Annotated in this window: 21 protein-coding genes and 1 pseudogene; 13 read left to right on the forward strand and 9 right to left on the reverse strand. The window is 69.7% G+C overall.

Annotated elements, in window-relative coordinates:
* Positions 1 to 26 precede the first annotated feature (26 nt).
* Positions 27 to 971, reverse strand: coding sequence for a carbohydrate ABC transporter permease (locus J0695_RS19140; RefSeq protein ID WP_206963314.1), 945 nt, complete (start codon positions 969 to 971; stop codon positions 27 to 29).
* Positions 972 to 1,281: 310 nt separating this feature from the next.
* Here J0695_RS19140 and J0695_RS19145 point away from each other — a divergent pair, with 310 nt between their 5' ends.
* A complete protein-coding gene (locus tag J0695_RS19145) occupies positions 1,282 to 2,268 on the forward strand; it encodes a LacI family DNA-binding transcriptional regulator (protein ID WP_206963315.1) in 987 nt (328 codons plus the stop codon).
* 36 nt (positions 2,269 to 2,304) lie between these two features.
* Here the strand turns inward: J0695_RS19145 and J0695_RS19150 are convergent, their stop codons facing one another.
* Positions 2,305 to 3,171 (reverse strand): helix-turn-helix domain-containing protein, encoded by an 867-nt coding sequence (locus tag J0695_RS19150; protein ID WP_206963316.1) that lies wholly within the window; start codon positions 3,169 to 3,171, stop codon positions 2,305 to 2,307.
* A 114-nt stretch (positions 3,172 to 3,285) separates the two neighbouring features.
* Between J0695_RS19150 and J0695_RS19155 the strand changes: the two genes are divergently transcribed.
* A complete protein-coding gene (locus J0695_RS19155) occupies positions 3,286 to 3,984 on the forward strand; it encodes an SDR family NAD(P)-dependent oxidoreductase (protein WP_206963317.1) in 699 nt (232 codons plus the stop codon).
* A 47-nt stretch (positions 3,985 to 4,031) separates the two neighbouring features.
* On the opposite strand, the gene J0695_RS43970 is transcribed toward J0695_RS19155, so the two are convergent.
* Positions 4,032 to 4,235, reverse strand: a complete 204-nt coding sequence (locus J0695_RS43970; RefSeq protein WP_242552890.1) for a hypothetical protein — start codon at positions 4,233 to 4,235, stop codon at positions 4,032 to 4,034.
* Between the two features lie 177 nt (positions 4,236 to 4,412).
* On the opposite strand from J0695_RS43970, the gene J0695_RS19160 reads away from it, so the two are divergent.
* The 3 genes from J0695_RS19160 (at position 4,413) to J0695_RS19170 (ending at position 6,057) form a co-directional block, all read left to right on the forward strand.
* Positions 4,413 to 4,874, forward strand: a complete 462-nt coding sequence (locus tag J0695_RS19160; RefSeq protein ID WP_206963318.1) for an NUDIX domain-containing protein — start codon at positions 4,413 to 4,415, stop codon at positions 4,872 to 4,874.
* 306 nt (positions 4,875 to 5,180) lie between these two features.
* Complete coding sequence (locus tag J0695_RS19165; protein ID WP_206963319.1) at positions 5,181 to 5,759, forward strand: hypothetical protein; 579 nt, start codon at positions 5,181 to 5,183, stop codon at positions 5,757 to 5,759.
* 58 nt (positions 5,760 to 5,817) lie between these two features.
* On the forward strand, positions 5,818 to 6,057 hold the full coding sequence (locus J0695_RS19170) for a hypothetical protein (protein ID WP_206963320.1): 240 nt from the start codon (positions 5,818 to 5,820) through the stop codon (positions 6,055 to 6,057).
* Between the two features lie 278 nt (positions 6,058 to 6,335).
* Here J0695_RS19170 and J0695_RS19175 read toward each other — a convergent pair whose 3' ends face one another.
* Positions 6,336 to 7,415 (reverse strand): pentapeptide repeat-containing protein, encoded by a 1,080-nt coding sequence (locus J0695_RS19175; protein WP_242552892.1) that lies wholly within the window; start codon positions 7,413 to 7,415, stop codon positions 6,336 to 6,338.
* Positions 7,416 to 7,715: 300 nt separating this feature from the next.
* On the opposite strand from J0695_RS19175, the gene J0695_RS19180 reads away from it, so the two are divergent.
* Together J0695_RS19180 and J0695_RS19185 are read left to right on the forward strand one after the other, a co-directional pair.
* Positions 7,716 to 8,477: a hypothetical protein gene (locus tag J0695_RS19180; protein WP_242552891.1), complete on the forward strand. Its 762-nt coding sequence runs from the start codon at positions 7,716 to 7,718 to the stop codon at positions 8,475 to 8,477.
* A gap of 214 nt (positions 8,478 to 8,691) precedes the next feature.
* A complete protein-coding gene (locus J0695_RS19185) occupies positions 8,692 to 10,446 on the forward strand; it encodes a putative Ig domain-containing protein (RefSeq protein WP_206963321.1) in 1,755 nt (584 codons plus the stop codon).
* A gap of 111 nt (positions 10,447 to 10,557) precedes the next feature.
* Here J0695_RS19185 and J0695_RS19190 read toward each other — a convergent pair whose 3' ends face one another.
* Positions 10,558 to 13,332 (reverse strand): helix-turn-helix transcriptional regulator, encoded by a 2,775-nt coding sequence (locus tag J0695_RS19190; protein WP_206963322.1) that lies wholly within the window; start codon positions 13,330 to 13,332, stop codon positions 10,558 to 10,560.
* Between the two features lie 322 nt (positions 13,333 to 13,654).
* On the opposite strand from J0695_RS19190, the gene J0695_RS19195 reads away from it, so the two are divergent.
* The 4 genes from J0695_RS19195 (at position 13,655) to J0695_RS19210 (ending at position 18,110) form a co-directional block, all read left to right on the forward strand.
* Positions 13,655 to 14,458 carry a YihY/virulence factor BrkB family protein gene (locus J0695_RS19195; protein WP_372445796.1) on the forward strand — a complete coding sequence of 268 codons (804 nt, stop codon included), beginning with the start codon at positions 13,655 to 13,657 and terminating at the stop codon, positions 14,456 to 14,458.
* 163 nt (positions 14,459 to 14,621) lie between these two features.
* Positions 14,622 to 16,358, forward strand: a complete 1,737-nt coding sequence (locus J0695_RS19200; protein ID WP_206963324.1) for a bifunctional phosphatase PAP2/diacylglycerol kinase family protein — start codon at positions 14,622 to 14,624, stop codon at positions 16,356 to 16,358.
* A complete protein-coding gene (locus J0695_RS19205) occupies positions 16,359 to 17,312 on the forward strand; it encodes a YihY/virulence factor BrkB family protein (RefSeq protein ID WP_206963325.1) in 954 nt (317 codons plus the stop codon).
* Positions 17,313 to 18,110 (forward strand): phosphatase PAP2 family protein, encoded by a 798-nt coding sequence (locus J0695_RS19210; RefSeq protein WP_206963326.1) that lies wholly within the window; start codon positions 17,313 to 17,315, stop codon positions 18,108 to 18,110.
* Positions 18,111 to 18,118: 8 nt separating this feature from the next.
* Here the strand turns inward: J0695_RS19210 and J0695_RS19215 are convergent, their stop codons facing one another.
* A complete protein-coding gene (locus tag J0695_RS19215; RefSeq protein WP_206963327.1) occupies positions 18,119 to 19,030 on the reverse strand; it encodes a glutaminase in 912 nt (303 codons plus the stop codon).
* 335 nt (positions 19,031 to 19,365) lie between these two features.
* Here J0695_RS19215 and J0695_RS19220 point away from each other — a divergent pair, with 335 nt between their 5' ends.
* Positions 19,366 to 20,079 carry a class I SAM-dependent methyltransferase gene (locus J0695_RS19220; RefSeq protein ID WP_206963328.1) on the forward strand — a complete coding sequence of 238 codons (714 nt, stop codon included), beginning with the start codon at positions 19,366 to 19,368 and terminating at the stop codon, positions 20,077 to 20,079.
* A gap of 42 nt (positions 20,080 to 20,121) precedes the next feature.
* On the opposite strand, the gene J0695_RS19225 is transcribed toward J0695_RS19220, so the two are convergent.
* From J0695_RS19225 to J0695_RS19235, 3 genes are all read right to left on the reverse strand, one after another.
* Positions 20,122 to 21,606: a UDP-N-acetylmuramoyl-L-alanyl-D-glutamate--2,6-diaminopimelate ligase gene (locus J0695_RS19225; RefSeq protein ID WP_206963329.1), complete on the reverse strand. Its 1,485-nt coding sequence runs from the start codon at positions 21,604 to 21,606 to the stop codon at positions 20,122 to 20,124.
* Positions 21,607 to 22,020: 414 nt separating this feature from the next.
* A complete protein-coding gene (locus J0695_RS19230) occupies positions 22,021 to 22,728 on the reverse strand; it encodes a GNAT family N-acetyltransferase (protein ID WP_206963330.1) in 708 nt (235 codons plus the stop codon).
* A gap of 173 nt (positions 22,729 to 22,901) precedes the next feature.
* Positions 22,902 to 23,612, reverse strand: coding sequence for a DUF6215 domain-containing protein (locus tag J0695_RS19235; protein WP_206963331.1), 711 nt, complete (start codon positions 23,610 to 23,612; stop codon positions 22,902 to 22,904).
* Between the two features lie 281 nt (positions 23,613 to 23,893).
* Between J0695_RS19235 and J0695_RS19240 the strand changes: the two are divergent.
* Positions 23,894 to 24,282 (forward strand): annotated as a pseudogene (locus J0695_RS19240) (hypothetical protein); the annotation flags it as partial.

Consider the following 24,282-nt stretch of genomic DNA (forward strand, 5'->3'; position numbering starts at 1 on the left):
GTGGTGGTTGCTCCGGACATCTGGGCTCAGGCTCCCTTGCGCATGCCGCGCAGCTGGACGGCGTACGCGACGATCATGGTGATCACGCCCATGACGATGGCGACCGTTGCGGAGTAGTTGTGCTGCTGGCCGGAGAAGGACAGCGAGTACGTGTAGTAGTTCGGGGTGAAGTCGGTGGTGATCGCGTTCGGCGCGAGCTTCTGGAGGATGGCGGGCTCGTTGAAGAGCTGGAAGCTGCCGATGATCGAGAAGATCGTGGCGATGACGAGGGCTCCGCGGATCGCCGGGAGCTTGATCGCCGAGATGACGCGCCACTGTCCGGCGCCGTCGATCTCCGCGGCCTCGTACAGGGAAAGCGGTACGACGCGCAGCGCGGAGTAGAAGATCAGCATGTTGTAGCCGACGAACTCCCAGGTCACGATGTTGCCGATGGAGGCAAGGACCAGGCCGGAGGAGAGCGGGTCGGGCAAATTCATGCCGAAGGCGTCGTTGATGTCGCCGACCAGGCCGAAGCGGGGGCCGTACATGAAGCCCCACATCAGGGTCGCGACGACGGCGGGGACGGCGTACGGCAGGAAGACGGCTATCCGGAAGAAGTCCTTCCCGTACAGCCTGCCGCTGTCGATCGCGAGGGCGACGAGCAGAGCGATGCCCAGCATGATCGGCACCTGGATCAGGAGGAACAGACCGACGCGCAGGACGCCGCTCCAGAACTGGGGGTCCTGGAAGGCCTGTTCGTAGTTGTCCAGACCCACGAAGGCCGTGCCGCCGATGAGCTGGGTCCGGAAGAGACTCAGATAGACGGAGTAGGCGAGCGGCGCCAGGAAGACGAGCGTGAAGACGAGCACGAAGGGGCCGATGAACCCCCATCCCGTCCACGAGAGGCGCGGTCGTCGCGGCCGTAGGTCTGCCGGGCCCGCCGGGCCGTCCGCGCGCCGGCCTCTGGCGGCCGTCGGTTGAAGCGTCGTCATCTTGCGTCCCTCGCTCGTACATCCCTTGCGGGCGATGCGCCGGATGTTTGCGTAAACATCTCAGGGCGCAAGGAGCGCAGCGGCTGTTATGTTTACGTAAACATTCGGTGGCGGCATGTCTACACGGCCTGGATTGCGACGGTCAAGGGTCCGCCGGCAGCTGTGAGCGATACGGTGTGGCATCCGCTGTGGATCAAGCGGACGAAGCAGTCAATTGCGGCATCTGGTGAGGGAGATGATGAAAGCAAGGGACGACAGCGCTTCGGCGCGCGGCGGGGCCGCGGGCCGGCGTCGTACACAGAACGCGTCAATGGCGGACGTCGCCCGGGTGGCAGGCGTCTCCTCACAGACGGTCTCCCGCGTCGCCAACGCCTTCCCCGGCGTCAACGAGGAGACCAGGCAGCGGGTCCAGGCCGCCATGGGCGAGCTCGGCTACCACCCCAACAGCGCCGCGCGCGCCCTGAAGCGCGGCGCCTTCCACACCATCGGCGTCATCACGTTCACGCTGTCCACCACGGGCAACGTCCGCACTCTGGAGGCCATCGCCGCCTCCGCGGCGGAGGAAGGTTACGCGGTCACGCTCCTTCCGGTCGCCGTGCCCACCCAGGATGAGGTGCGCGGCGCCTTCTCCCGTCTCGGCGAGCTGGCGGTGGACGCGGTCATCGTCATCATGGAGGTCCATCTCCTCGACGCGGCCCGGCTCGCACTGCCGCCGCACGTCAAGGTGGTCGTCGTGGACTCCGACGCCGGGGACCGCTATGCCGTCGTCGACACCGATCAGGCCGGCGGCACCCGTGCCGCCGTACGCCACCTCCTCGATCTCGGTCACCGCACCGTCTGGCATCTGGCGGGACCTGAGGACTCCTTCGCCGCCGAGCGGCGAACCGTCGCATGGCGGGCTGCCCTCGCGGAGGCCGGCCGCGAAGCACCCGAGCCCGTACGGGGTGACTGGTCCGCCGAATCCGGCTACCGCGCCGGACTGCGGCTGGCCGAACAGCCCGGCCTCACAGCCGTGTTCGCCGCCAACGACCAGATGGCCCTCGGTCTGCTGCGCGCCCTGCACGAACGCGGCCGCCGCGTCCCCGAGGACGTATCGGTGATCGGCTTTGACGACATCCCGGAATCCGGCTCGTTCCTGCCGCCCCTGACCACCGTCCACCAGGACTTCGCCGAGGTCGGGCGACGCTGTGTGGCGGGGGTGCTCAGACAGGTGGAGCAGGACGAGGCGGAGCGCGGGACGACGCTGGTGCCGACGCGCCTCGTGGTGCGCAGCAGTACGGCGGCGCCGGGGGTGTGAGGACGGCAGTTCAGCGCTCTCCTCGCATAGGACTGATCAGTTGTGCGCGGTGGCTGGTGGGCCGGCGACGGCGGTGAGCCGGAGCTTCGTCTCGTCCTCGCTCCCCGGCACGGCGGTCATGATGACGATCTTGAGCTCGGAGTCGCCCTCGGTCAGGACGTCGCAGTCCACCGTGACCGGACCCACCGACGGGTGGTCGATCGTCTTGTGGTCCTCACGGTGCGCGGCCACCTCTCCGGTCGCCCACAGCTCTCCGAACCCGCTGTTGCCCGCGTTCAGATCGCCGATCAGCGCGGCCAATCGACTGTCCTGGGGGAAGCGGCCGGTGGCACGGCGCAGGTCGGAGACGACGGCGGCGTCGGTGGCGGCGCGGTCCGCCTCGATCACGGGCCACATCGCGAGGTGGGCGGGGCCGGCGCCCACCGGGAATCTGTCGCGGGCGAAGTTGCGCAGTCGCGGCGGTGAGGCGGAGGGGTCGCCCAGCAGGGCGGCCCACCCACGGTTCCACCACACCAGTTGCCAGTCCGCCGCGAACACGGCAACTGCCACGTCCCCGAGGCGGGCGAGCACCCGCTGCACGCCGGGCGGGGGATGATCGGAAATCGCGCCGTCCACCGGTGCTGCGAGCCGGGCCAACCGGTACAGGTGATCCCGCTCGGCGGTGGACAGCTGCAGGGCGCGCGCCAGGGACGCCAGCACCGACGCTGATGGTGTCGTGGCCCGCCCCTGTTCCAGGCGCACGATGTAGTCGACCGATACGCCGGCCAGGTCAGCCAGTTCTTCGCGCCGCAGCCCGGCAGCCCTGCGCCCCCGTGAAACCGGCAGCCCGGCGGCCGACGGCGGCAGCCGGTCACGCCAGGTGCGGATCATCGCGCCCAGTCCGGTTCCGGGTGTCGTCGACATGATCCCCATCCTCCTGCATCGCCGGTCGTGCATGTGGGCGCGAGGGTGGTACTGGCCTTCCTACCGTCAAAGCGTCCCTGGTCCACCTCCCTCCGCGGGACCAGTATCAAAGGCATGACGATCACCTTCATCACCGGAGCCAACAAGGGTCTCGGACGCGAGACCGCCCGCCGCCTGATCGAATGCGGCCACACCGTGCTCGTCGGAGCCCGACAGCGCGAACAGGGCGAGGAGGCGGCCGCCGCGCTCGGCGCACGCTATGTCCCCATCGACGTGACCGACGACGAGTCCGTGGCCGCCGCGGCCGCGAACGTCGCCGCACACGAGGGCCTGATCGACGTGCTGATCAATAACGCCGGCGTGCATGGGCCCGTCGGCGATCCCAGCGATCTCACCGCCGCCGACGCCCTCTCCGTCCTCGACGTCAACGTGATCGGCGTCGTCCGCACCACCACCGCGTTCTTGCCGCTACTGCGCCTCTCGGACGCCCCTGCGATCGTCAACGTCAGCAGCGGCATGGGCTCCCTCGCCCTCACCCACGACCCCGGCCGGCCCGAGTCGCACGTCGTCGCGCCGCTGTACACCGCCTCGAAGGCGGCGCTGACGATGTTGACCACGCAGTACGCCAAGGGGCTCAAGGGCATCCGCGTCAACGCTGCCGACCCCGGCTACACGGCGACCGACCTCAACGGTCACAGCGGCCCTCAAACCGTCACCGAGGGTACGGACGCGATCGTCGCTCTCGCCACCGAGGAGCCCGGCGCCGGCAGCGGACGCTTCATCTCGCGCCATGGCGAGCTCGCCTGGTCCTGAAACCGGTCCTGAAACCGGTCCTACCGACAGACATGGAGCGACACGCCCTAGTCTCCGTCGCCGCCGTTCCCATTGCCGGTGATTCGGCTCCGGCGTCGGTTTTTCTGGGCGCGACGCAGCAGGTGGCTCGCGGTAAGCGTCATGGTCGCCACGACGCGGACCCAACGGGGCCCGCCCCGCTCCGCCCACACCACACACGCGCATCCGCCGACAACGAGCGCCAAGACGCCGATCAGCACCAGAACAATCATGCTTCCCCGCCCATGGATCCGTCCGTACAGTCCTAGTGATCCTTTCAGGCCCGACGGGAGCGGCCTCAACGGGGCCCAGCAACGGGAGCCTGATCGATTGTCAGTGGCGCGGCGTATGTTGCCCCAATGATCGCGAGACGAACCCTGGACGCCGCCGCTATGGATGTCCGGCAGGCCATGGCGGAGTACGACAACGCCCGCGGCTGGCTCAACACAGCAGCACGGACGGCAACTGCCCCGCTGGCAGCCGACGTCTGGGTCTTCGATACCGGACTGACGCATGTCCTGCTGGTCAACCACCGCTGGCGCGGGTGGGTTTCGCCGGGTGGAAGCGTTGACGCGGGCGAGACTCCGAGAGAGGCGGCAGCCCGTGAACTGTTCGAGGAAACCGGCGTCAGAGCCGAGCTCCTGGTGGCACCTGCCGCGGCGACCGTGCGCTCCTACCGTTCAGGCTGGACGGCCACACTGGGGGTGTCCTTTACCGCGATCGCCGACCGGGCGGCACCGCTGACCCCCGAACCCGGCCAACCCGCGGCATGGCTGCCACTGAACGAGGAATGGCAGGGATACTTTCCCGAGGATCGTCCGCGCATGCGGCAGTACGTTGCCACCATCACCCAGAACACCGCCGGTCCCTGACTCGCCGCCCCGGAGAGCGGGAGCCGCCTCCGGTTCCCCTGGCCCGGCTCGACAAACAAAGAGAACGCTTCTTGAGAATCGCGTGTACGCACGGAGCCGGATCATCGCTTTGCCCCCGATGATCCCGCCGAGGACGACCGGGTCCGGCAGTGGTGCAAGGACAGGATCGAGCCGCGTACGGCAACGGTCGACACCTTGCCCAGCGACACCGTGTTCCTGGACGGCGAGTTGACCCCGCAGGCACTGGCCGACAGCGTGCTTGCCCGTGTCAACGCCGGTCCAGAGGCTGCTGCTTGAATGAGTCGCATGAATGAGGCTGCCGTTCTGCGACTCTGTCAGGCTGTCCGGCGTATCCAGGACTCCACCCGTGAACGTGCAGCCACGGGGCGTGGCCCCGATGAAGCCGATGACGTCGCCGGCACGTTCGCCACGGACGGCGCGCTCGGCTTCGATCCCTTCCCCTTGCTGCGGGCTCTGCACGAGGCCGGCTCACACGCGGTGGTCATAGGTCAGGTCGCCGGCATCATGCACGGCTCGACGGAGCTGACGGGCGACCTCGACCTGCTCTGGGACGGCACGCCCGAGGAGGCGCACGCCCTGCGCGATGCCCTGACCGCCACGGGGTGCGCGAACCTGCCCGACTTCGAACGGTCCCAGGCGGTCTACCAGGTGAACGGCGCCAGCGGCGACCTGTGCACACCCGACCTGCCCTGGGGCGATATGGATACCTCACCCTGCCTCGCCCGTGCGGTGAGCGCCCATCACCCGGCGGGTTTCACCATCCGCTACACCGCCCTCAATGACCTGATCCGTATGCGGCGCGCTCTCGGTCGCCCCAAAGACCACCGCCGCGCAGACGAACTCGATTCAATTCCGACGGGCTGAGTTCTTTCCAATCTTGGGTTGGCACCTCCCGGAACTGAGGCCGCGTAAAATTTCGGACATGTCAGTATCAATCCACCATGTGTGGAAGGTCTTGCTGGGCCTGAAACGCAAGTCTCGGATCTCGGCCGATGACGGAGCAGGCAAGCCCGGCCTGCCGCTCGGCTACGCAGACAAGGAACTCAAGTGCAGCAAGGGCTGGCTCGCTGCGATGACCGGGTACGAGGCATTCGATCGTGAGAAGCGGCTTCTTGACTCGTTCGGTGTGCAGATGAAGAAGTCGCTGGACCGCACGACCTGACAGTTCGACCAGCCCGGTCTCCGGCGTTTCATCGGGACCGAACGCAGTGGCAAGACGGCACGGGCACGTCGCTTGCTGGGATTGGGTGGCGTTGTCGGGGAGATCGCCGGTGCTTCGGTGAAGTACCCCGTCGACCGGCAATTGTTGTTTGCTCCAGCGGTCACGATGGAAGCCAGACAGCGCGCCTGAGTTGGAATCAGCTCAGTGGCCGGGGCCGTCAAGCCCCCGCTCGGAGCGCGTCGAGCATCAGCCTGAGCTGCGCGATGGCTCCGGTCCGGTCATGACAGGGTCCGCAAGGGCGGGTACAGCGTCGTAATCCCTGAGGGCTGGAGCAGCGGCTTCGATTCGGGGCCGGGATCCTCGGCCACCACGACGCCGGCGGCCGCGTGGTCGAAACCGGTCGGCCAGCGCGTGTGCTCGCTGGCCACCGCGTCCCTCAGACGAGCCTGGCGAAGGTCCGCCGTACTCAAGTCGGAGCCACGCAAGTCGGCCAGGCGCAGGTCCGCACGGTGGAAGACAGCGCCGCCCGCGTCAGCCTTGCGCAGGTTAGCCTCACGCAGGTCGGCGTCGGTGAAGTCCGCGTCACGCATGTCGGTCTCGACCAGCCGGGCGCCCCGCAGGTCCGCCTGAACGCAGCGGACCCGGCGCAGGATCGCCGTCTTGAGGTCGGCGTGCCGCAGGTTCGCCGAGACGAGAGACGCCTGCGTCAGATTGGCGTGGTACAGACCCGCCGCCTCCAGACACGACTGGTCGAAATTGACCTCGTGCAGCCACAGTCCGTCGCAGTCGGCCCGGCGCAGGTCGGTGACTCCGAGGTTGACCCAGGACTGCTCCCGGGGTCGCTGCAACAACACACCGAGTCCGGTCAGTGCCACCTGGGCATCGGCAGCCCGGACCTCCAGCGGCACCACATCGTTGATGGGTACGCCCAGTGCTGGAGCCCCCGGTCCGGCGGGCGGCCACGGCAGGTGTGTCCGTAGGTAAGCGGCCTGGATGGAGATGACGGCCTCGCGGTCGCGGGCGGAGTGCTCCGCGATCCGCCACAGCGCGTGGAGCCCCCCGATGCGTGTCTCCAGCTTGTCACTGCCCAGTTGATCGACAGCCGTGCTGAACCGGTCGGTGATCTGACCCTCCTGGGTGGCGCGCAACCCGTCCTGGCTCACGCGCAGTTGCCGCCAGGTGGCGTACGCGCCGAACAGCACGACCATGCCGCCCACGGCCTGCAGCAGCGTCGTACGCACATCGTTCACCGCCTTCAGCCGGTCCTGCGCAGCCACACTTGCCCCGGCAAGATCGTGGTCGACCACCACACCCGGCAACACCACAAGGACCGCACCCAGAACAATCAATCCCGCCATCGCGGCCAACAGGGACCCGATCACACGACCACCGACTCGCCGGCCACGCCACGGTCCGCGGCCACCCTCAAACTCCCCCATCCCCATGAACACGGGAGCCTAGGCGCCACCCAAAGAACGATCAAGATGAAGCACCCGGAACAACGGTGCAGCAGCTCCTGCCCGAGGGCCCCGACCACGGGTGGGCAAGCGGCTGCAGTGATCGGGATGCTGTCATGTCGATGGCGGACCGGGGGCCGCCCCGGTAAGTTGGCGATCTTCGGGTGGTGCTGATCCCGGAGTCCTCGAAGGCGAACGTCCATGATTAACCTCGAACCATTCCGCGTCCGGCTTCGCCTCGACGCCGCAATGGATGGCCTGGCAGTCACCTTCCGGGGAATGACCGCCCACCCCGACGAGCACAAATGCGAATGCCACTGGGGCAGCGCGGAAGATCTTGCCCAGCTGAAGGTGGCGGACACGGAGCTGGACCCCGACCTCCTGCAGCGCACATGGGAGGCCATCGGCTGGAGCGATCACGCGTCCGTTCTCCGCAGGATTCTGCCCCAGTTCGCCACGGCCCTCGTCAGCGGCCGCATCGAACGCCTCTTCGGCATGGAAACGGTTGGGCGCTTTTTCGCACTCGGTCACTGGCAGCTGTGGCCTGCTGAGCAGGCCGCGGCAGTCGAGGAATTCCTGCACGCTTGGTGGGCGCACACCCTCGTCGATCCGGATCCCGTCGTGCCCGCGTACGAGGTCCTCATACTGAGCGCCGAGGCAACGGGCACGCTGAGCCCCTGGCTCCACACCTGGGAAGCAGTGACCGGACCCGCGGCCGATCGGCACCTGGCCGAAGCGGCGACACAGTGGGAGTACGACCTGCTCGGTGACCAACTGCCCTGGGACGCTTGGGAGAACGGGGACGAGATGCGCGCCGAGCTGACTGTCTGGCTGGTCCGCCATGCGCCAACCCGGTTGCGTGCCATCGGCGCATCCGAGGAACTGCTGCACCGGATAAGGCTGCTCGGAGTCACGGGTTTTGAGCGCTGGGATGACCCTCACTGGCCCGGCTACAGCTACTGATCCGCCGAACGCAAATCTGCATGCAGGGCGGCAATCGGGCCAGGGCGGCGCGGTCCTTGCGCCGCCGGCCGTCGGCCGCCGCGTCGAGTGCGCCCCTTGCCCCTCCCCCGTGCGGACAAGGGTTTTCCCCGATGCCGGGCGGGGCACCGCGGAGCCACTCTGTCGGGCACGCCGGTTCCCTCCGGCGCACCCCCTTGGAAGGATCGCCTCCCCCATGATCCGTGCCGCCACTTCCCGGCCCCGCTGGGTCCGTCTGCGCCCGCTGCTCGCGGGCGCCGCCGCCACCATCGCCCTCGGCAGCCTGGCCGTCGCCCCCGCCGGGGCCTCGCAGAACGACGGTCCCCAGCCCGTTCCCACCCCTCTCCTCGCGGCCATGCAGAAGGACATGCACCTGACCGCCGCCCAGGCACAGTCACGGCTCGCCCACGAGAACAGCGCCCGGCGGATAGCCACGGCGCTGGACGGTTCGCTCGGACGCAAGGTCACCAGCATGTGGTTCGACGCGGGCACCGGTCGGCTCCATGTGGCAGTGACCACGGCCGCCGACGCCCTCACCGCCGAGCAGGCGGGCGCCGAGGCATTCCGGGTGCCGTACACCAGATCCGGTCTGGACGCTGTCGCCCGGACGGTGGGTGTGCAGGCTCGCGGCGTTCCCGGAGTCGTGGGATGGGGGATCGGAGCGCGGACCAGCCGTGTCGAGGTGATCGTCGACCGTAACCGGAGCACCGCCGCTACCGACGCCTTCGTCCGCCGGATCAGCGAGTTGGGCGACCGCGTCCTCGTCACGCGTACCTCAGACGCTCCCGTACAGCAGCAGGGCAACGTAGTCGGCGGCGAGAAATGGACGCCGGGCAGTGAGAGCCCCTGCTCCGTGGGGTTCTCCGTCAACGCCGCGGGCGGCGCCAAAGGGTTCCTTACTGCCGGACACTGCACCAATGACGTGGACCAGCCCGCCTATGGCAAGGACGGAAGCCGTCTCGGCACGTCCAATGCAGGCGGTACGCACAGCATCAACGCCCGGGAGGGCGATTTCGGGCTCGTCTCCGTCGATCAGCCGGGCTGGAACGTAGCGCCTACGGTCTCGGGCTACGGCAGCGGCGATGTCACCGTGACCGGCTCGGCGGACGGGCTGGTCGGTCAGACCGTCTGCCGCTCCGGCCAGACCAGCGGATGGCACTGCGGTGAGATCACCAAGGTCAACCAGACCGTCGACTACGGCAGCGTCGTCATCGACGGACTCTCCTGGACCAACACCTGCTCGGCCGGCGGCGACTCCGGCGGCTCCTATGTGACCGCCACCGGTGGCAAGGCCGTGGGTGTCCACTCCGGAGGCGGCAGCGTCGTCTGCGGACAGAGCGGTGAGACCAACACCATCTTCCAGCCCGTCAACGAGGCCCTCCAGAAGTGGTCCCTGACCCTGGCCACCAGCGCGCCCCAGCCCGGCGACGTGACCGTCGCCGCCGTCGGCGCGCAGAGCAGCACCGTGGGACAGAAGGTCACGCTCGGCAACACCGCCCAGGGCGGCACGGCCCCCTACACCTGGAGCGCCACCGGACTGCCCGCGGGACTGTCCATCGACAGCGGCACCGGCACCGTCAGCGGGGCCACAAGCACGGCGGGCGCGGGTCAGGTCACCGTTACGGCGACCGATGCCGCGGGCAAGTCCGGTTCCACGACGTTCACTTGGACCGTCGGTGACAGCGGCGGCGGCACCCTGTCGATGACCAACCCCGGTGGGCAGACCGTCTATACCGGCCGCCCCTTCACCCTGGCGCTGAAGGCCACCGGAGGCACGGGCGCCCGTACGTTCAACGCCACCGGGCTGCCGGCCGGTCTGTCCGTCAACAGGACGACAGGCGTGATCGCCGGAACCCCCACCACCTGGGGTCTGGCCAACAGCCGCGTCACGGTGACGGACGGCGCCGGGAAGAGCGCCTCGGTCTCGATCACCTGGAGCGTTTTCAGCTGACACCGTGAGCGGGCGCGCGGGCCCGGCCCGCGGTACGGGGCGTCCGCCTGACGGGAGGGGAGGTGGCCGGTCCGCGGCCCCTCCCCTCCCTGCGGTCGCTCCTGGGGCTGATCACGCGTGAAGCGCCGCGGCGAGCTGGCTCCTGGAACGCACGGCGAGCTTCCGGTAGACGCGGCTCAGGGTGGCTTCCACGGTCTTGACCGACAGGAACAACTGCTGGGCGGTTTCCTTGTTGGAGGCGCCTGACATGACGACATCGGCGACCTTGCGTTCCATCGCCGTGAGCGGGTCCGGCCCGGCTCGTTCCGCGCCTGCATCGTCGGCCCCGCGGAGGAGACCGTGTGCCAGGGCGGACCAGGGACGGGCGCCGGTGTCTTCGAAGAGCGCCGCCGCCCGTTCCGCCGCGTGGCGGGCCGCGGCGCCCCTGCGGCGTCCGCGTTCGATTCGGGCGAGCGCCAGGTGCGTACGTCCCTCCTCGAGCCGGAGCCCCAATTCCCCGAACCGCTCGCCCGCGCGTTCCACGAGCGCCACCGCCTCCTCTTTACGGGCTGTATGGGCCAGGTGTACGGCCTCGGCGCGGTCCAGGCCCGCTCCCCACCCGGTGGCCAGGGCCTGTGCGGAGGACATGACGCGCAGAGTTGTCAGGAGCTGGGCCGCTTCCTCGTGCCGTCCGCAAGCGGCCAGGGCCTCGATCAATTCGGGGTGCCAGCGCAGCATCGTCACATCGCGGACCTGCTGGAGCCGTTCGAGCTCCGCGACCCGACCGAGACTCTTCACCGCCTGCCCGGGCTGTCCCGTGACGAGCTCGGCGGTGCCCAGGGCCAGCAAGTTGCGCGAGGTGAACACCAGATCTCCGGCCTCGCGGGACACCAGTGCGCCGAGCCTCGCGTACCGGACGGCCTCGTCGAAGGAGCTTCCCGCCATGGCGGTCATGGCGCAGGTGTACCAGGCGGGCCCGAGCGACAGGCCGGCGTCGCGCCCGACGGCCAGGGCCCGTTCGCTCCAGTGCAGAGCACGGGCACAGGACCCGCGGCGGACCTCCAGTTCCGCCAGACTGCGCAGTACTTCCTGCAGGTCCTCGGCCGATCCGGACGCCTCGGCGGGCGGGAGCAGCTCCATCAGGGCCGCGCCCGCCTCGGCCAGCCGGTCGTCGAACAGCGCGTGCCTGGCAGCCAGGTAGCGTGCTGTGTCGCGCAGCGGCAGGTCGGTGCCGTCGTGGACCACGGCGAGAGCGCGGCTCAAGGTGCGGTCCGCTCCAGGGTGTTCGGTGATCCGTTCGATGCGTGCCTGCATCGTCAGAGCCGCGGCCGTCAGGGCGGGCAACTGCGCGGCGCTCGCTTCCCGTACGGCACGCAGTGCGGCCTGCCGCGCTTCGCCGGGACGGCCGCCGAGATTGTGGCGGACCGCGCTGCGCAGGTCGACGGCGGCGAGCACCGCGGCGTTGCCGCGCGCCAGGTGACGGGCGCGCAGGAGGACTTCGTCCATCCCGTCCAGTTCCTGTCCGCTGGCATCGACGACAGCCAGCAGCGCGGTGGCCTCGCACTCCCCCGCCCGGGCGACGGCCAGTGCGCGGGCGGCGCGCAGGGCCTGGTCGGCACGGCCTGCCGCGCCGGCGTCCTGCGCGGCGGCCACCAGCCGCGACAGCCGCGATTGCCGCTGTCCGCTCGGTGTACGTTCGGCCGCGGCGAGCAGGATGTCCGCCGCGAGAGCGCGGTCCCCGTCGATGCGCGCCTGGGACGCCGCCTCGTCGGCCCCCTTCAGCACCTGGCTCCCGGGCCGGTCCTCGCTGAGGAGACGGTGGCGGGCCGCGTGCACGGGATCGGGCGTGGTCGCGGCGAGGGCCCGGTGGGCGTCCCGGGCGAGGCGTCCCGCCCCGCCTGCCGCTTCCGATCGCACCGCCTGGGCGGCGAAGACGAGGCGGTCGCCGTCGGGCGTCACCAGGATTCCCGCGTCGAGGGCGCATGCCAGATGGGCCTCGCTGGAGTCCGGCCAGGTGCGGCGTACCTCCAGCCTGGTCGCGGCGTGGGCGAGGGCCAGCCGCGTCAGGGTGTCGCGTACGTCCTCCGTCACGGTCGCGAGCCAGGCGGCGGCCAGTTCCCGGATGGGACGGCTCGATGAGTCGCGGACCGCTGACGGGTCCCGGTCCGGTCCGCCGTTGAGTTCGTCGGTCAGCGACCGCACGAGGAGGGGATGTCCTCCGCTGTCGCGGTGCACCGCTGAGGCCGTCGCCGCGCGTTCGCCCCTGCTCTCCAGGTACAGGGCGGTCTCTTCGAGGGTGAGCATGCCGAGCGTGATCCGGGGCGCGTGTTCCGTCGTCACGCGGTATCCGGCGGTCGGGTGGAGTCCTGTCCGTACGGCGACCGCCGTACGGAACCTGCCGGGGGCCAGCGTTTGTGCGGCGTAACGGACAACGTCCGCGCTCCCGGCGTCGAGCCACTGTCCGTCGTCGACGGCGAGGAGCCAGCGGGAATCACGGTCGGTGGCCAGCAGTTCGGCAACGGCGAGACGGACGGCCAGCGCGTCGGGGCCGTTGCCGTTGCCGGGATCAGCGTACTCGTGGGTGATCTGCTTCAGTACTGACTGCCGTGACCGGGGCAGGGGCGCAAGCAGGTCACGGGGTAACTGGGCGAGCAGTTGTGCCAGACCGCTCCAGGGCCGCTCCTGGTCGCCCTCGACAGGCGACAGGAGAACCGCGGTCTCCCCGTCCGTCCGCGTCCGTACCAGCTCACGCAGCAGTGTGGTGCGCCCACTGCCCCACACCCCGACGACGAACAGACGGTGCACGCTCTCCAGGGCTTCGCGGGCCAGCCGGAGTTGTCTGCCGAAGGAGGGCCGCAGCACCGTGCCCCCGTCCTCGTGCGGAGCCGGGAGCGATAGGTCGGGCATGGACGCCTGCCTCGCGTTGGATGGGACAGCGTTCCGGAGCCGACGGGAGCCGCCAGCCTAACGTCGCAGGCGATACGGGGTGACGTCAATGGTGTGCGATCGAGTGATCCGCGTTCACCCCCGGCACGAGCGCCGCACGCAGTGCCTGGCCGGCGTGGTGCGGAGCAGATCTCGTGTGCCGCTTGGAAGCGTCCGTGGCGGGCACACGCGCAGGAAGTGCGCAGACGAGAAGAGAGGCAAGATGTCCGTTTCCTCCCCCGCTCTCGAGAAGGAAGGCCGACGCGATCGTGCGGCCGGCCCGCTCTCGAGGCTCCGTACCCACTTGCACGACACGGCTGTCGCCCTGTGGAACGACAACGTCTCCGACTGCGCTGCCGCACTGACCTACTACGCGGTGCTCGCCCTGGTGCCGGCCCTCCTCGTCACCGTCTCGGCCATCGGTCTCGCAGCACCGCAGACCACGGGCCGGCTCATCGACGACCTCACGTCGTATGCACCGGCGGAGTCCGCGAACGCTCTGCGCGGTGCGCTGCGGGAGATGACGGAGGCCCGCTCCACGGTGTGGGTGCTGGTGGTGACAGGGAGCGTGAGTGCGCTGTGGTCGGCGTCCAGTTATCTCGCGGTCTTCCGTCGCGCCCTGCATGCCATGCACCGCGTACCGGACGCCCGCCCCGCGCTGCGCACCGCCCACACCATCGTGCTCACCGCGATCCTGCTGCTGGTGCTGCTCGTGATCGGCTCGGCCGCGATCGTGGCGTCAGGTCCGCTGGCACGCAGGACCGACGCACTGGGAGGAGCCGAGGGGGCGGCCGTACTGAGCACGCTGCGCTGGCCGGCGATGCTGTGCGTCGTGGTCGTACTCCTCATGGTGCTCTTCCGCACCGGGCCGCCCCAGGCACGCGGAGTCCGCAAGGGACTGCCGGGCGGCGTGCTCGCGGTGCTCCTGTGGTCGACGGCGACGGTCGGCTTCGCCCTGTACTCGGAGAACTTCGGCTCCTACAGCCGTCTGTACGGTTCGCTCGCCGGCACGGTGGTCTTCCTTGTCTGGCTGTGGCTCACCAATCTCTCGCTGCTCGCGGGCGCTCAGTTCAATGCCGTACTGGACCATCGACCGGGTGCCGGATGAGCTGTGGCACCGGCGGCCGAAGGGGATGAGGTCCGAGCCGGTGCGGTGGATTCCCACGGCACCGAACGTCTGCACCTCCACATCGGGGGCACCCGGCGAAGGATCGGATGTGAACGTCACGCAGCCGAAGACCGCCGCGAGGCGCCGACCCGTGGGAGCCCCGATGCCGACCGCAGTTCCACAAAGAACCGCAGGAACGAGGGGAGAAGGATCCGGACCGATCCTGTCCGTCCTGCCCCCCGGTACCGGCAGGACCGCCGCGCGCATCGGCGCACTGACCGTGTGCCAGGCCGCCCTGATCGTGGGATTCGGACTCCTGATCACCGGCCCCGCACGGAACCTGTGGCCGCTGACGGTCGAGGACCATGTCGACGAGGGATTTGAACGGATCCGCACGGCCCCGCTCACCACCCTGTCGTACCTCGGCTCAGAGGCGGGCAACACCCTCACGGTGATCGCCATCACCCTGTTGAGCTGCGTGGCCCTGCTGCTCGTTCCCCGGCTGCCGATGTGGCGTCAGGCGGTGTTCCTCGCCGTCGCCGTCTCACTTCAGGCGCTGGTGTTCCTGGCTGTCACGGAGGCGGTGGACCGAGCCCGCCCGGATGTGCACCGCCTCGACGACTCACCGCCGACGTCCAGTTACACCTCCGGCCACACCGGCGCGGCCACCGCTCTCTATGCCGGACTCGCCGTGCTGGTGCTCTCCCGGGTCCGCAGGCCCTGGCGGTGGCCGCTGGCCGGGCTGCTGTTCCTCCTACCACTTGCCGTAGGCGTCGCCCGCCTCTACCGGGGCATGCACCACCCCACGGACGTGCTGGGCGGGATGGCCAACGGCGCCCTGTCCGTGCTGATCGTCGGCCGTGCCCTGTTCGTCGACAGGTCCGTGGCCGCTGTTCCCTCGCCGCGGTCCGGGGCCGACGGTTCGAGCCTCAGGGCCGCGGAGCTCGGGCCGGGCGGCACCGCCGTGATCTTCAACCCGACAGTGACCGACGAGACGGCCCGCGAGGATCTGCGGCGCATCCTCGAACAACACGGCCACCACGCACCGGCTTTCATCGAGACCACCGCCGAAGACCCCGGCACCGGCCAGGCGTCCGACGCGGTCCGTGACGGAGCGTCCCTGGTCGTGGTCTGCGGCGGCGACGGAACGGTCAGGGCAGCCGCGGACGCCCTGGCAGGAAGTGGGGTACCCCTCGCCGTCGTGCCCTGCGGCACCGGCAACCTGCTGGCCCGCAACTTGGGCCTGCCGCTCTCCCCCGCCGCCGCGCTCGACGCCGCCCTGTCCGGCACCCCGCACCGCCTCGACCTCGGCCGCATGGTCGGCGACGGCCTCTCCCCCGCCCACTTCGCCACCATGGCCGGGGCCGGGCTCGACGCCGCGATGCTGGAACACACGGACGACCGCATCAAGTCCGCCGTCGGATGGCCCGCCTACGTACTCGCCACCATCGCCACCCTGCGCACGCCCCGGATGCGGCTCACGGTCCGGCTCGACGACTCAGCCGTCCTGCACCGCACGGCCCGCATGGTGCTCGTCGCCAACGTCGGTACCGTACAAGGCGGTCTCACGCTCCTCCCGGCGGCCCGGCCCGACGACGGACTGCTCGATCTGCTGATCCTCGATCCGCGCGGTCCCGGCGGCTGGATGCGCGCCCTGGGCGTCCTGATGCGCGGTCGCGGGCGGAACACGCGGCCGGCGATCGTGGACACACACGTCCCCGAGGGCACAGGAACGAAGGCCGTGCCGGTGGAGTTCCACACCTTCCAGCGGGCCGAACTCACCTTCGCCGCACCCCAGTCGCGTGAACTCGACGGGGATCCCGTGTCCCGCGGCCGACATCTCACCGCCGAGGTCAGGCCCGGAGCGCTGACCATCCTGCTGCCCGGCCGGGAGCAGTGAATGGGCACCGCCGCCAAGGTCCCCGAGACCCGCGACATGACCGGCGACCAGCTCACGGCCGACGAGGCACTGGCGTCGCTGCGCCGCTATGGCCGCTGGCCGTTGCTGCGCGACTCCTTCGTCCGGTTCCGCTACGCCGACGGGTTCAGCCACTCCCGCGCGCTCGCCCTCCAGACAGTGCTGGCCGTGATCCCGCTGGCCATCGCCTTCGTCGGGCTCTCCACCGCGCTGCACACCGAGGACATCGGCAGACTCACCGAACTGACCATCCACCGGATCGCGCAGGGACCCAGTGCCGATGTCGTCGACGACGCACTGGACCGCAGCCGCCGCAAGGCGGGCGACGGCGCCCAGATCGCCCTCTGGTTCGGCCTGGTCTTCTCACTGGTCAACGTCACCACCGCGATGTGCCAGATCGAACGCGGCGCCAACCGGATCTACGGGAACGAACGGGACCGCCCCTTCCACCAGAAGTACCTGCGCGGTCTCGTCATGTCCCTCAGTGCCGGGATCCCGCTCGGCCTCGGGTTCATCGTGATGGTGGCGGGCGGCGACGTGGCCGCCGCGGCAGTGACGGTGTACCACCTGGACGGCGGTGCCAGGACCGCCTGCGAGATTCTGCGCTGGCCCTTCGGCCTGCTGCTCGCCCTTCTTTCGGCCAGTGCGATTTTCCGGCGCTCCCCCAGGCGCCGACAGCCCGGCTACACCTGGCTGGCCTTCGGCGCCGCCGTGTACCTCGTGCTGTGGACGGCCCTGACCTGGCTGCTGAGCCTGTACTTGGGTATCAGCGGATCCTTCGACACCGTCTATGGGCCCCTCAGCGCCTTCATGTCGCTGCTCCTCTGGGCCTATCTGACCTCCATTGCCCTCTTCCTGGGGCTGTCCTTCGCCGCGCAGCTGGAGGCAGCGCGGGCACGGCGGCCCGGTCCCATCACAGCCGATCCGGGAGTATGAATGGTCGTCCGCACTGCGGCTCAGCGCCTTCGTGACCGCCGCCGCAGGGCGGCCGACCAGAAGTTCGGCATCCGCCTGCTCGGTTCAACCGCCGTCGCCGCCCTCGCCGCCGTACCTTTCGGCCTGCTGCTCGTCCTGGTCGAGGGTCACTGGCAGCCACTTCGCCGTCTCGACGCGGGCGCGGCACGGCAGTTGAACCAGACCGCCCTGGACCACCCGGCGTGGACAGATACTCTGCGCTTCTTGTCCGACCGGGTGTGGGACCCGTTCACTCTGCGGACGGTCGTCGCGCTGCTGACTGCGTGGCTGCTGTACCGCCGGGCCTGGCGACTCGCTGCCTGGTCCGCCGTGACGGCCGTGGCCGGCGGACTCGTCGGGCTGCTGGTCAAAACGGTGGTCGAGCGGACCAGACCGTCTCTCGAGGACCCGGTCGCGCACGCACCGGGCTTCTCCTTCCCCTCCGGGCACGCGATGACCGCGACCACGTCGTTCGCCGTCCTGCTGCTGGTTCTGGTGCCCATGGTTCCGCGCGCTCTGCGGGCGCTGTGCTGGTGCATCGCGGTCGTGTCCGTACTCGGCGTCGGCTTCACCCGGATCGCACTCGGCGTGCACTGGTTCAGCGATGTGATGGGCGGCTGGCTCCTGGGCCTCGCAGTCGTCGCCCTCACCACCTGGGCCTTCGAGGCCTGGCGCGCCGACGCAGGCCTCGGACCTACCAGGTTGCGACAGGGACTGGAGCCCGAACTCACCGGCGCCCATCCCGAACCCGGCTCCACCGGCAGGGAACCCCGCCGGTGATCCATGTACTAGAACACTGAGAGTCCCGAGGCGGTGGAGAAGGCATCCAGCGCGGCGACGGCACTCACCGAGTTGCCGGCCTTGTCCAGACCCGGGCTCCAGGCACACACGGCAGCCCGTCCGGGAACTATCGCGAGGATCCCGCCGCCCACACCGCTCTTTCCCGGCAGACCGACCCGATAGGCGAACTCTCCTGCGGCGTCATAGGTACCGCAGGTCAGCAGGACGGCGTTGACCCTCTTGGCCTCGCTGCGGGAGAGCAGACGGCTGCCGTTCGCCCTCAGTCCGTACCGGGCCAGGAAGCGTCCGGCGAGAGCCAGATCGCGGCAGCTGGCCTCGATCGCACAGTGCGCGTAGTACTGCTCGAGCACCACCTCGACGGAGTTCTCCAGGTTGCCGTGACTGGCGATGAAGTGCGCCAATGCGGCGTTGCGGTGGCCGTGTTCCGCCTCGGAGGCGGCTACCGCCCGGTCGGTGTCGATCAGCGGGTTCTCGGACTCGGCGCGCAGGAACGCACGGACGGCTCCGGCCGCATCACCGGTCAGGCTCTGCAGTCGGTCGGTGACCACGATCGCCCCGGCGTTGATGAAGGGATTACGCGGGATCCCGCGCTCCGTCTCCAGCTGGACCAGCGAGTTGAAGGTGTTCCCGGACGGCTCGCGACCGACACCCTTCCAGATGTCGTCCCCTCCCTGGGCCAGTACGTGCGTGAGAGTGAACAGCTTGGAGATGCTCTGGATAGAGAAGGGCTGCTCCCACGCTCCGACACCGAACACTTCCCCTTCGGCCGTTGCCAGAGCCATGCCGAATGCGTCGGGGTCCGCTGCCGCGAGAGCGGGGATGTAGTCGGCGACCCGACCGGTGCCCGCTGCGTGACGCGCCGCCCCCATCGCGTCGCTCAGGAGTTGCTGGTAGTCCACAGCACCATTGTGCCCGTACTCCACCCAGGGCCCGGACCCGGCGCGGGCAGCGGGAACTCAGGTTCCGATACGACCGGGTCCGTACTCCTCGCGGGTGCCGGCGGAGGTTCAGCGGCGCCGCAACAACATGACGACGACGATGATGACGAGTATGACGACGACGGTGCCGAGGCCTATGTACACGAGGTTTCTCTCTCTTCCGAGGGAAGAGCACCGGCGGGTACTCCTGGAGACCGAGTGCCCCCGTCCGGGGATCTCACCCATCTCCGAACCCTGCTGACCGAATGGTCATCCGGTGAACCAATCCCGCAGGAAGAAACCGGGAAGACAGTCAGATGGTGCCTACCCCTGCCGTTGCGACGGCCGTTCCCGAGCTGCTCCCAGATCATGATCTTGAACGGTCCAGTGTGGTCGCCAACAACACCATGAACCGCGAACGCGGCCTCGCCGGCGTCAACAGCTACGCCCGTGAGCTCGGGTTCGACCCCTTGAGCCACCTGTCCGCCCGGTCCGCCTCACCGTCCTGGCTCGACCTGTGCAGCGGGGAGGGCCGTGCCCTTCGAACAGCCGCTGCCCAGCTGCCCGCCACCGCGGTGCTGACCGGAGTCGATCTGGTCGGCCCGCTCGATGCGGTACCGGTACCGCCTGGGCTGGAACTCATCACCGCGTCAGTCACCGCCTGGGAAGCCCCGCGTACGTACGACCTGATCACTTGTGTTCATGGGCTTCACTACGTGGGCGACCAACTGGGCATGCTCGCCCGCGCGGCCTCCTGGCTCGCCCCCGACGGTCTGCTGGTCGCCCACTTCGACCCGGTCTCGGTCCGTACGGCGGACGGCAGACCGGCCGCCCGCTCGGCGGTGGCAGCGCTGCGCAAAGCGGGATTCACCTACAGCGCGGCGCACCATCGCCTCACACTCCTCGGCCCGCGCATCGTCCGCCTGCCGTTTCGCTACATCGGCGCAGACCCCGCTTCCGGCCCCAACTACACGGGGCAGCCTGCCGTCGCCTCGTACTACCAGCGGGACGGCGCCGGTAGTACGCGTTGAACGTCACGGCAGCGCATGCGTTGCCCGCGCCGGTCCGACCGCCTACCGTGCGGCGAGTTCCCGCACCGTCGCCATGTCGCTGAACGGGAGCAGTTCCTCGTTGACGATCTGGTAGGGCTCGCTGCCCTTGCCCGCGATCAGGACGATGTCGCCCTGCCCTGCGGACGACAGGGCGAAGGAGATCGCGCGGCGCCGGTCCGCGAACCGCTCGAAGGTGGTGCCGCTCGCGATCAGGCCCGGGACTATTTGATCCATGATCGCCCGGGGGTCCTCGTTCCTGGGGTTGTCCGAGGTGAGGACGCACAGATCGGAGTAGGTACCGGCGATCTCGCCCATCCGCGCACGCTTGGTGACGTCCCGGTCTCCACCGCAGCCGAAGACGGTGACGACCCGGCCCGAGGCGAAGCCGCGGATGGTGGTCAGCACCTTCTCCAGTGAGTCCGGGGAGTGCGCGTAGTCCACGATGACGGACGTGCCGTCCGGGGTCTCATAGCGCTCGAACCTTCCCGGGATCGGAGGCATCTTCTCGAGTGCGGCGACCAGTCCGGACAGGTTGTGCCCGATGAGGTGGCAGGCCGCGACGGTGGCCAGTGCGTTGGAGACGGAGAACCGTCCGGGCACCGGGATCGCCGCCGGGTACTTGTGGCCTGCGTGGTGCAGCGTGAAGCGGGTACCGCCGGAGTCCATGGTGAGGTCGGTCGCCCGGTAGTCCGCCTCCGCGTCGATGCCGTACGTGACGACCGCGCCGGGCATCATCGCCCCGATGCCGGCTCCGACCGGGTCGTCGGCGTTGACCACCGCGCGACGGCACAGCCCCTGGAACAGACGCAGTTTGGCGTCCCGGTAGTTCTCCATCGTGCCGTGGTCGTCCAGGTGATCCTGCGTCAGGTTGGTGAACACCCCTACGTCGATGAACGACTGGTCGAGGCGGTGGGTCAGCAGGCCCATCGACGTGGCTTCGAGGGCAACGGTGGCGACACCGCGGTCGCGCATGCACCCGAGCAGATACTGGAAGTCCGGCGACTCCGGTGTGGACAGGACCGACCTCGGCATCGGGATCAGTTCGTCCCCGATCCGGCTGCCGCCCGTTCCGATGACTCCCACTTTGGCCTGCTCGGCGATCCTCAGGACCGACTCGACCATGGACGAAACCGATGTCTTCCCGTTGGTGCCTGTGACAGCCACCATTTTCATCTGCCGACCGGGCTCCCCGTGGTAGCGGGAGGCGACGACCGCGGCCGCCTTCCGGGTGTCCGGCACGGCCACCACGCACACGGCTGTGTCCGACGACCGGGTCGCGGCCGGAAGTTGAGCGGTCGTGGAGTCGACGAGCACCGCCACCGCGCCGCGTGCGAGAGCCGGCCCTACGGACTCGGGGCCGCCCTCGCGGTGTCCGGGCACCGCGATGAACAGGGACCCCGGAGCGGTGCGGTGAGCGTCGAAGCAGATGCCCGCGGTGATCCTCGTCTCCGGATCGCCCGCAAGGACTTCATGGTCGTGCCCGGCGAGCAGCTCGCTCAACTTCACAGGGGTCCTCTCGGAGATGCACCGGATGCCGGACGTCCGGCGGTCGGCGCGCAGGCGACGCCCAAGGCGTCAAGGGATGACAAAGCAGGGAATTGTGGCGAGGACTGCCACCGTGCGGTTACCGAGGGGGAAGGGGAGACGGCAGCACGAAAAGGGGGCTGATCCGCCTACAGGGGCCGCGGAATGGTCTGGGAATGCCGAGAACTGCCCGGAATCGCTAACCGTGGCCGTGCAACGCGCGGCAGCAGGCCGCCGGCGCGTTCACCGGGTCGACAGCCGTCGCGTACGCGGCGGACGGGCACAGGGCATGAGTGGCCCGGAACAGGCACTCCCTCACTGCACATGTACGACCCATGTGTGGAGTGTACGTCCAGCCGCGCGAACGATCTCCCACCGCTTGTCCGCACACCGTTGTCACCGCTGCCGCGCTGCCTCCGGCACCCGTGCCGCGAGGAACGCCGTGCGATGGCGCAGCCGGAAGCCCAGCGACTCGTACAGCCGGATGGCGTTGGTGTTGCCCGCGGACGCGTGCAGGAAGGGCCTCTCGTCGCGGGCCCGGATGCCGGCGACCACCGCCAGGACGAGGCGGGTGGCCAGGCCCTCTCCGCGAACGGCCGGGTCGGTGCATACCGCACTGATCTCCGTCCAGCCCGGCGGGTGCAGTCGCTCACCGGCCATGGCCACCAGAGCGCCCTCGCGGCGGATGCCCAGATACGTACCGAGCTCGATGGTGCGCGGCAGGAAGGGTCCGGGCTCGGTGCGCGCGACCAGATCCAGCATGTCCGGCACATCGGCCGGGCCGAGCCGTACAGCCTCCGCATCAGGCACCGCGGCCACGCCGTCGTCGACCAGCTGGACGCCGTCCATGCGGAACGTCACCTCCCAGCCCTCCGGCGGCGCGCCTCGCAGTCCGGGGAGCGGGACGACCTCGCCGGGGCCTGCGAGCGCGGCGAGGTCGGACCAGTCGTCGGTGTCGGGCTCGTCCGGCAGCGCCAGCCACGGGGAGACGTCCAGGGGGTAGCGCAGCACGCGGCCGCGCCCTTCGGCGAAGTGGGCGTGCGGGCCGGTCAGAGAGGAGCGCGCGGGATTGTCCAGGGGGTGCGGGGTCGTCGTCGCGGTCATGAAAAGGGGCCCTTCGTCTCGCGGCGGCGGTTGCTGCCGTGCATTGCACTCAGTGCAAGCGGGGGCAGCCACGGGCACATTCCCGGTGCGCCCGAGTGTTCATCCAGCCGCAACGATCGCCCCGCCGGACCAGTGTGCGGCAGCGCCGGACTCCCGGACGCCGACCGCGGCCTTCACCCGGCGGCAGCCCACCCCGGGATCGTCGGCAGCACCTTCTCGGCGATGCGGAGCAGCGCAGCATCGTCCGGCAGCCCGCCGTCCGTGCGCCACAGGGTCACCTCGAGGGAGCCGCCGCTGTCCTTTGCGTCCGGGGCCACGACGAGTGCGCGGGCCGGGACACCGGGACCACTGTCGGTGTCGCTCCCGTCGAGGCGGAACCTGATGCTGATGGTGCGGTTCGAGTAGAAGACCGCCGGGCGGCCGAGGAACTTTCGCCGTTGCGCGCCGTCCCCCAGAAGTGCGGCGGACCCGGCCACCGGAAGCCGGTCGTAGGTGGCCGACAGGTTCACGGTGTAGGTCGCGAACTCCACCCGGGCCGAGGGAGTGGCGATCTCCTTGCCGCCGGCAAGCTTGACGGAACCGCCGCTGCCTCCGGCGGTCTTCGCCATCTCCCCCGGCGTGCCCAGTAGTTCAGCGAGGTCGGAACGGTTCAGCGCCTTGCACAACTGCGCCCCGGAGACACGCCGGGGCGCCTTCCCGCTCTCCCCCGATGCCTTCTGGGGTTCGCCGCCCGAGCACGCGGCAGGCGACGGGTCCCGGTTCGAGGACGCCGTCTCCCCGAACGCCCAGAGACCGACGCTGAGTGCGCAGATCAGCAAGACGGCGGCTACGGCCTGCCCCCAGGCATTCGGGCCCTTCGTGGGCGCGTCGATATCGTCTGCCATGTCCCCCGCCTGCCGTGGTCCCCCGCTACGTGCCGGGGGACCCTAACCCGGGGTCATCGGCCGGACAAGGAGTTGGCGGCGAATCCGGCACTCGCCTTTCCGGCGGCACCTCCCCCTATCGGATGCATCCGCAGGCCGCCCGGATTACGGAGAACCGCAGGTCGACCGCGCATTGCACATACCAGGAAGCATTACGCCAAGTGACGCACCGATTGCATGAGGTAATCATCTTTCGCACGGTGGCGGTGAGTACTTCGCAACTTCCGAAAGGAACGCTCTCCATGCGCATCTCCCCGAAGGCGGGCTACCTCGTCTCGTCCGCCGTCTGTGGTGCTCTCGTCCTCGGCGCCGCCGGTCCGGCGGCATACGCGGCCGTCAGCGACGCGCCCGCACACTCCGCCACCGCCTCGGTCGTTCCGGTCCCGGGCGCCGACGCGCTCGCCGGCCAGACGGCTCTGCTGGGGAACGCCGCCGGTGTTCTGAAGCCGGTGACCGATCTCATCGACGCCGTCCTCAAGGCCCCGGACGGCAAGCTGCCCGCCGCGGATGCCGACACGCTCGCGGCGTCCGTCAAGGAAGCCCTGGCAAAGGTCACGGCCGCCGCTCCGGCCGCACCCGCCGTCCCGGCTGTCCCGGCCGCACCCGCGGTCCCGGCCGTCCCTGCCGTCCC

Source organism: Streptomyces beijiangensis (genome assembly GCF_017315755.1).
Classification (GTDB): domain Bacteria; phylum Actinomycetota; class Actinomycetes; order Streptomycetales; family Streptomycetaceae; genus Streptomyces; species Streptomyces beijiangensis.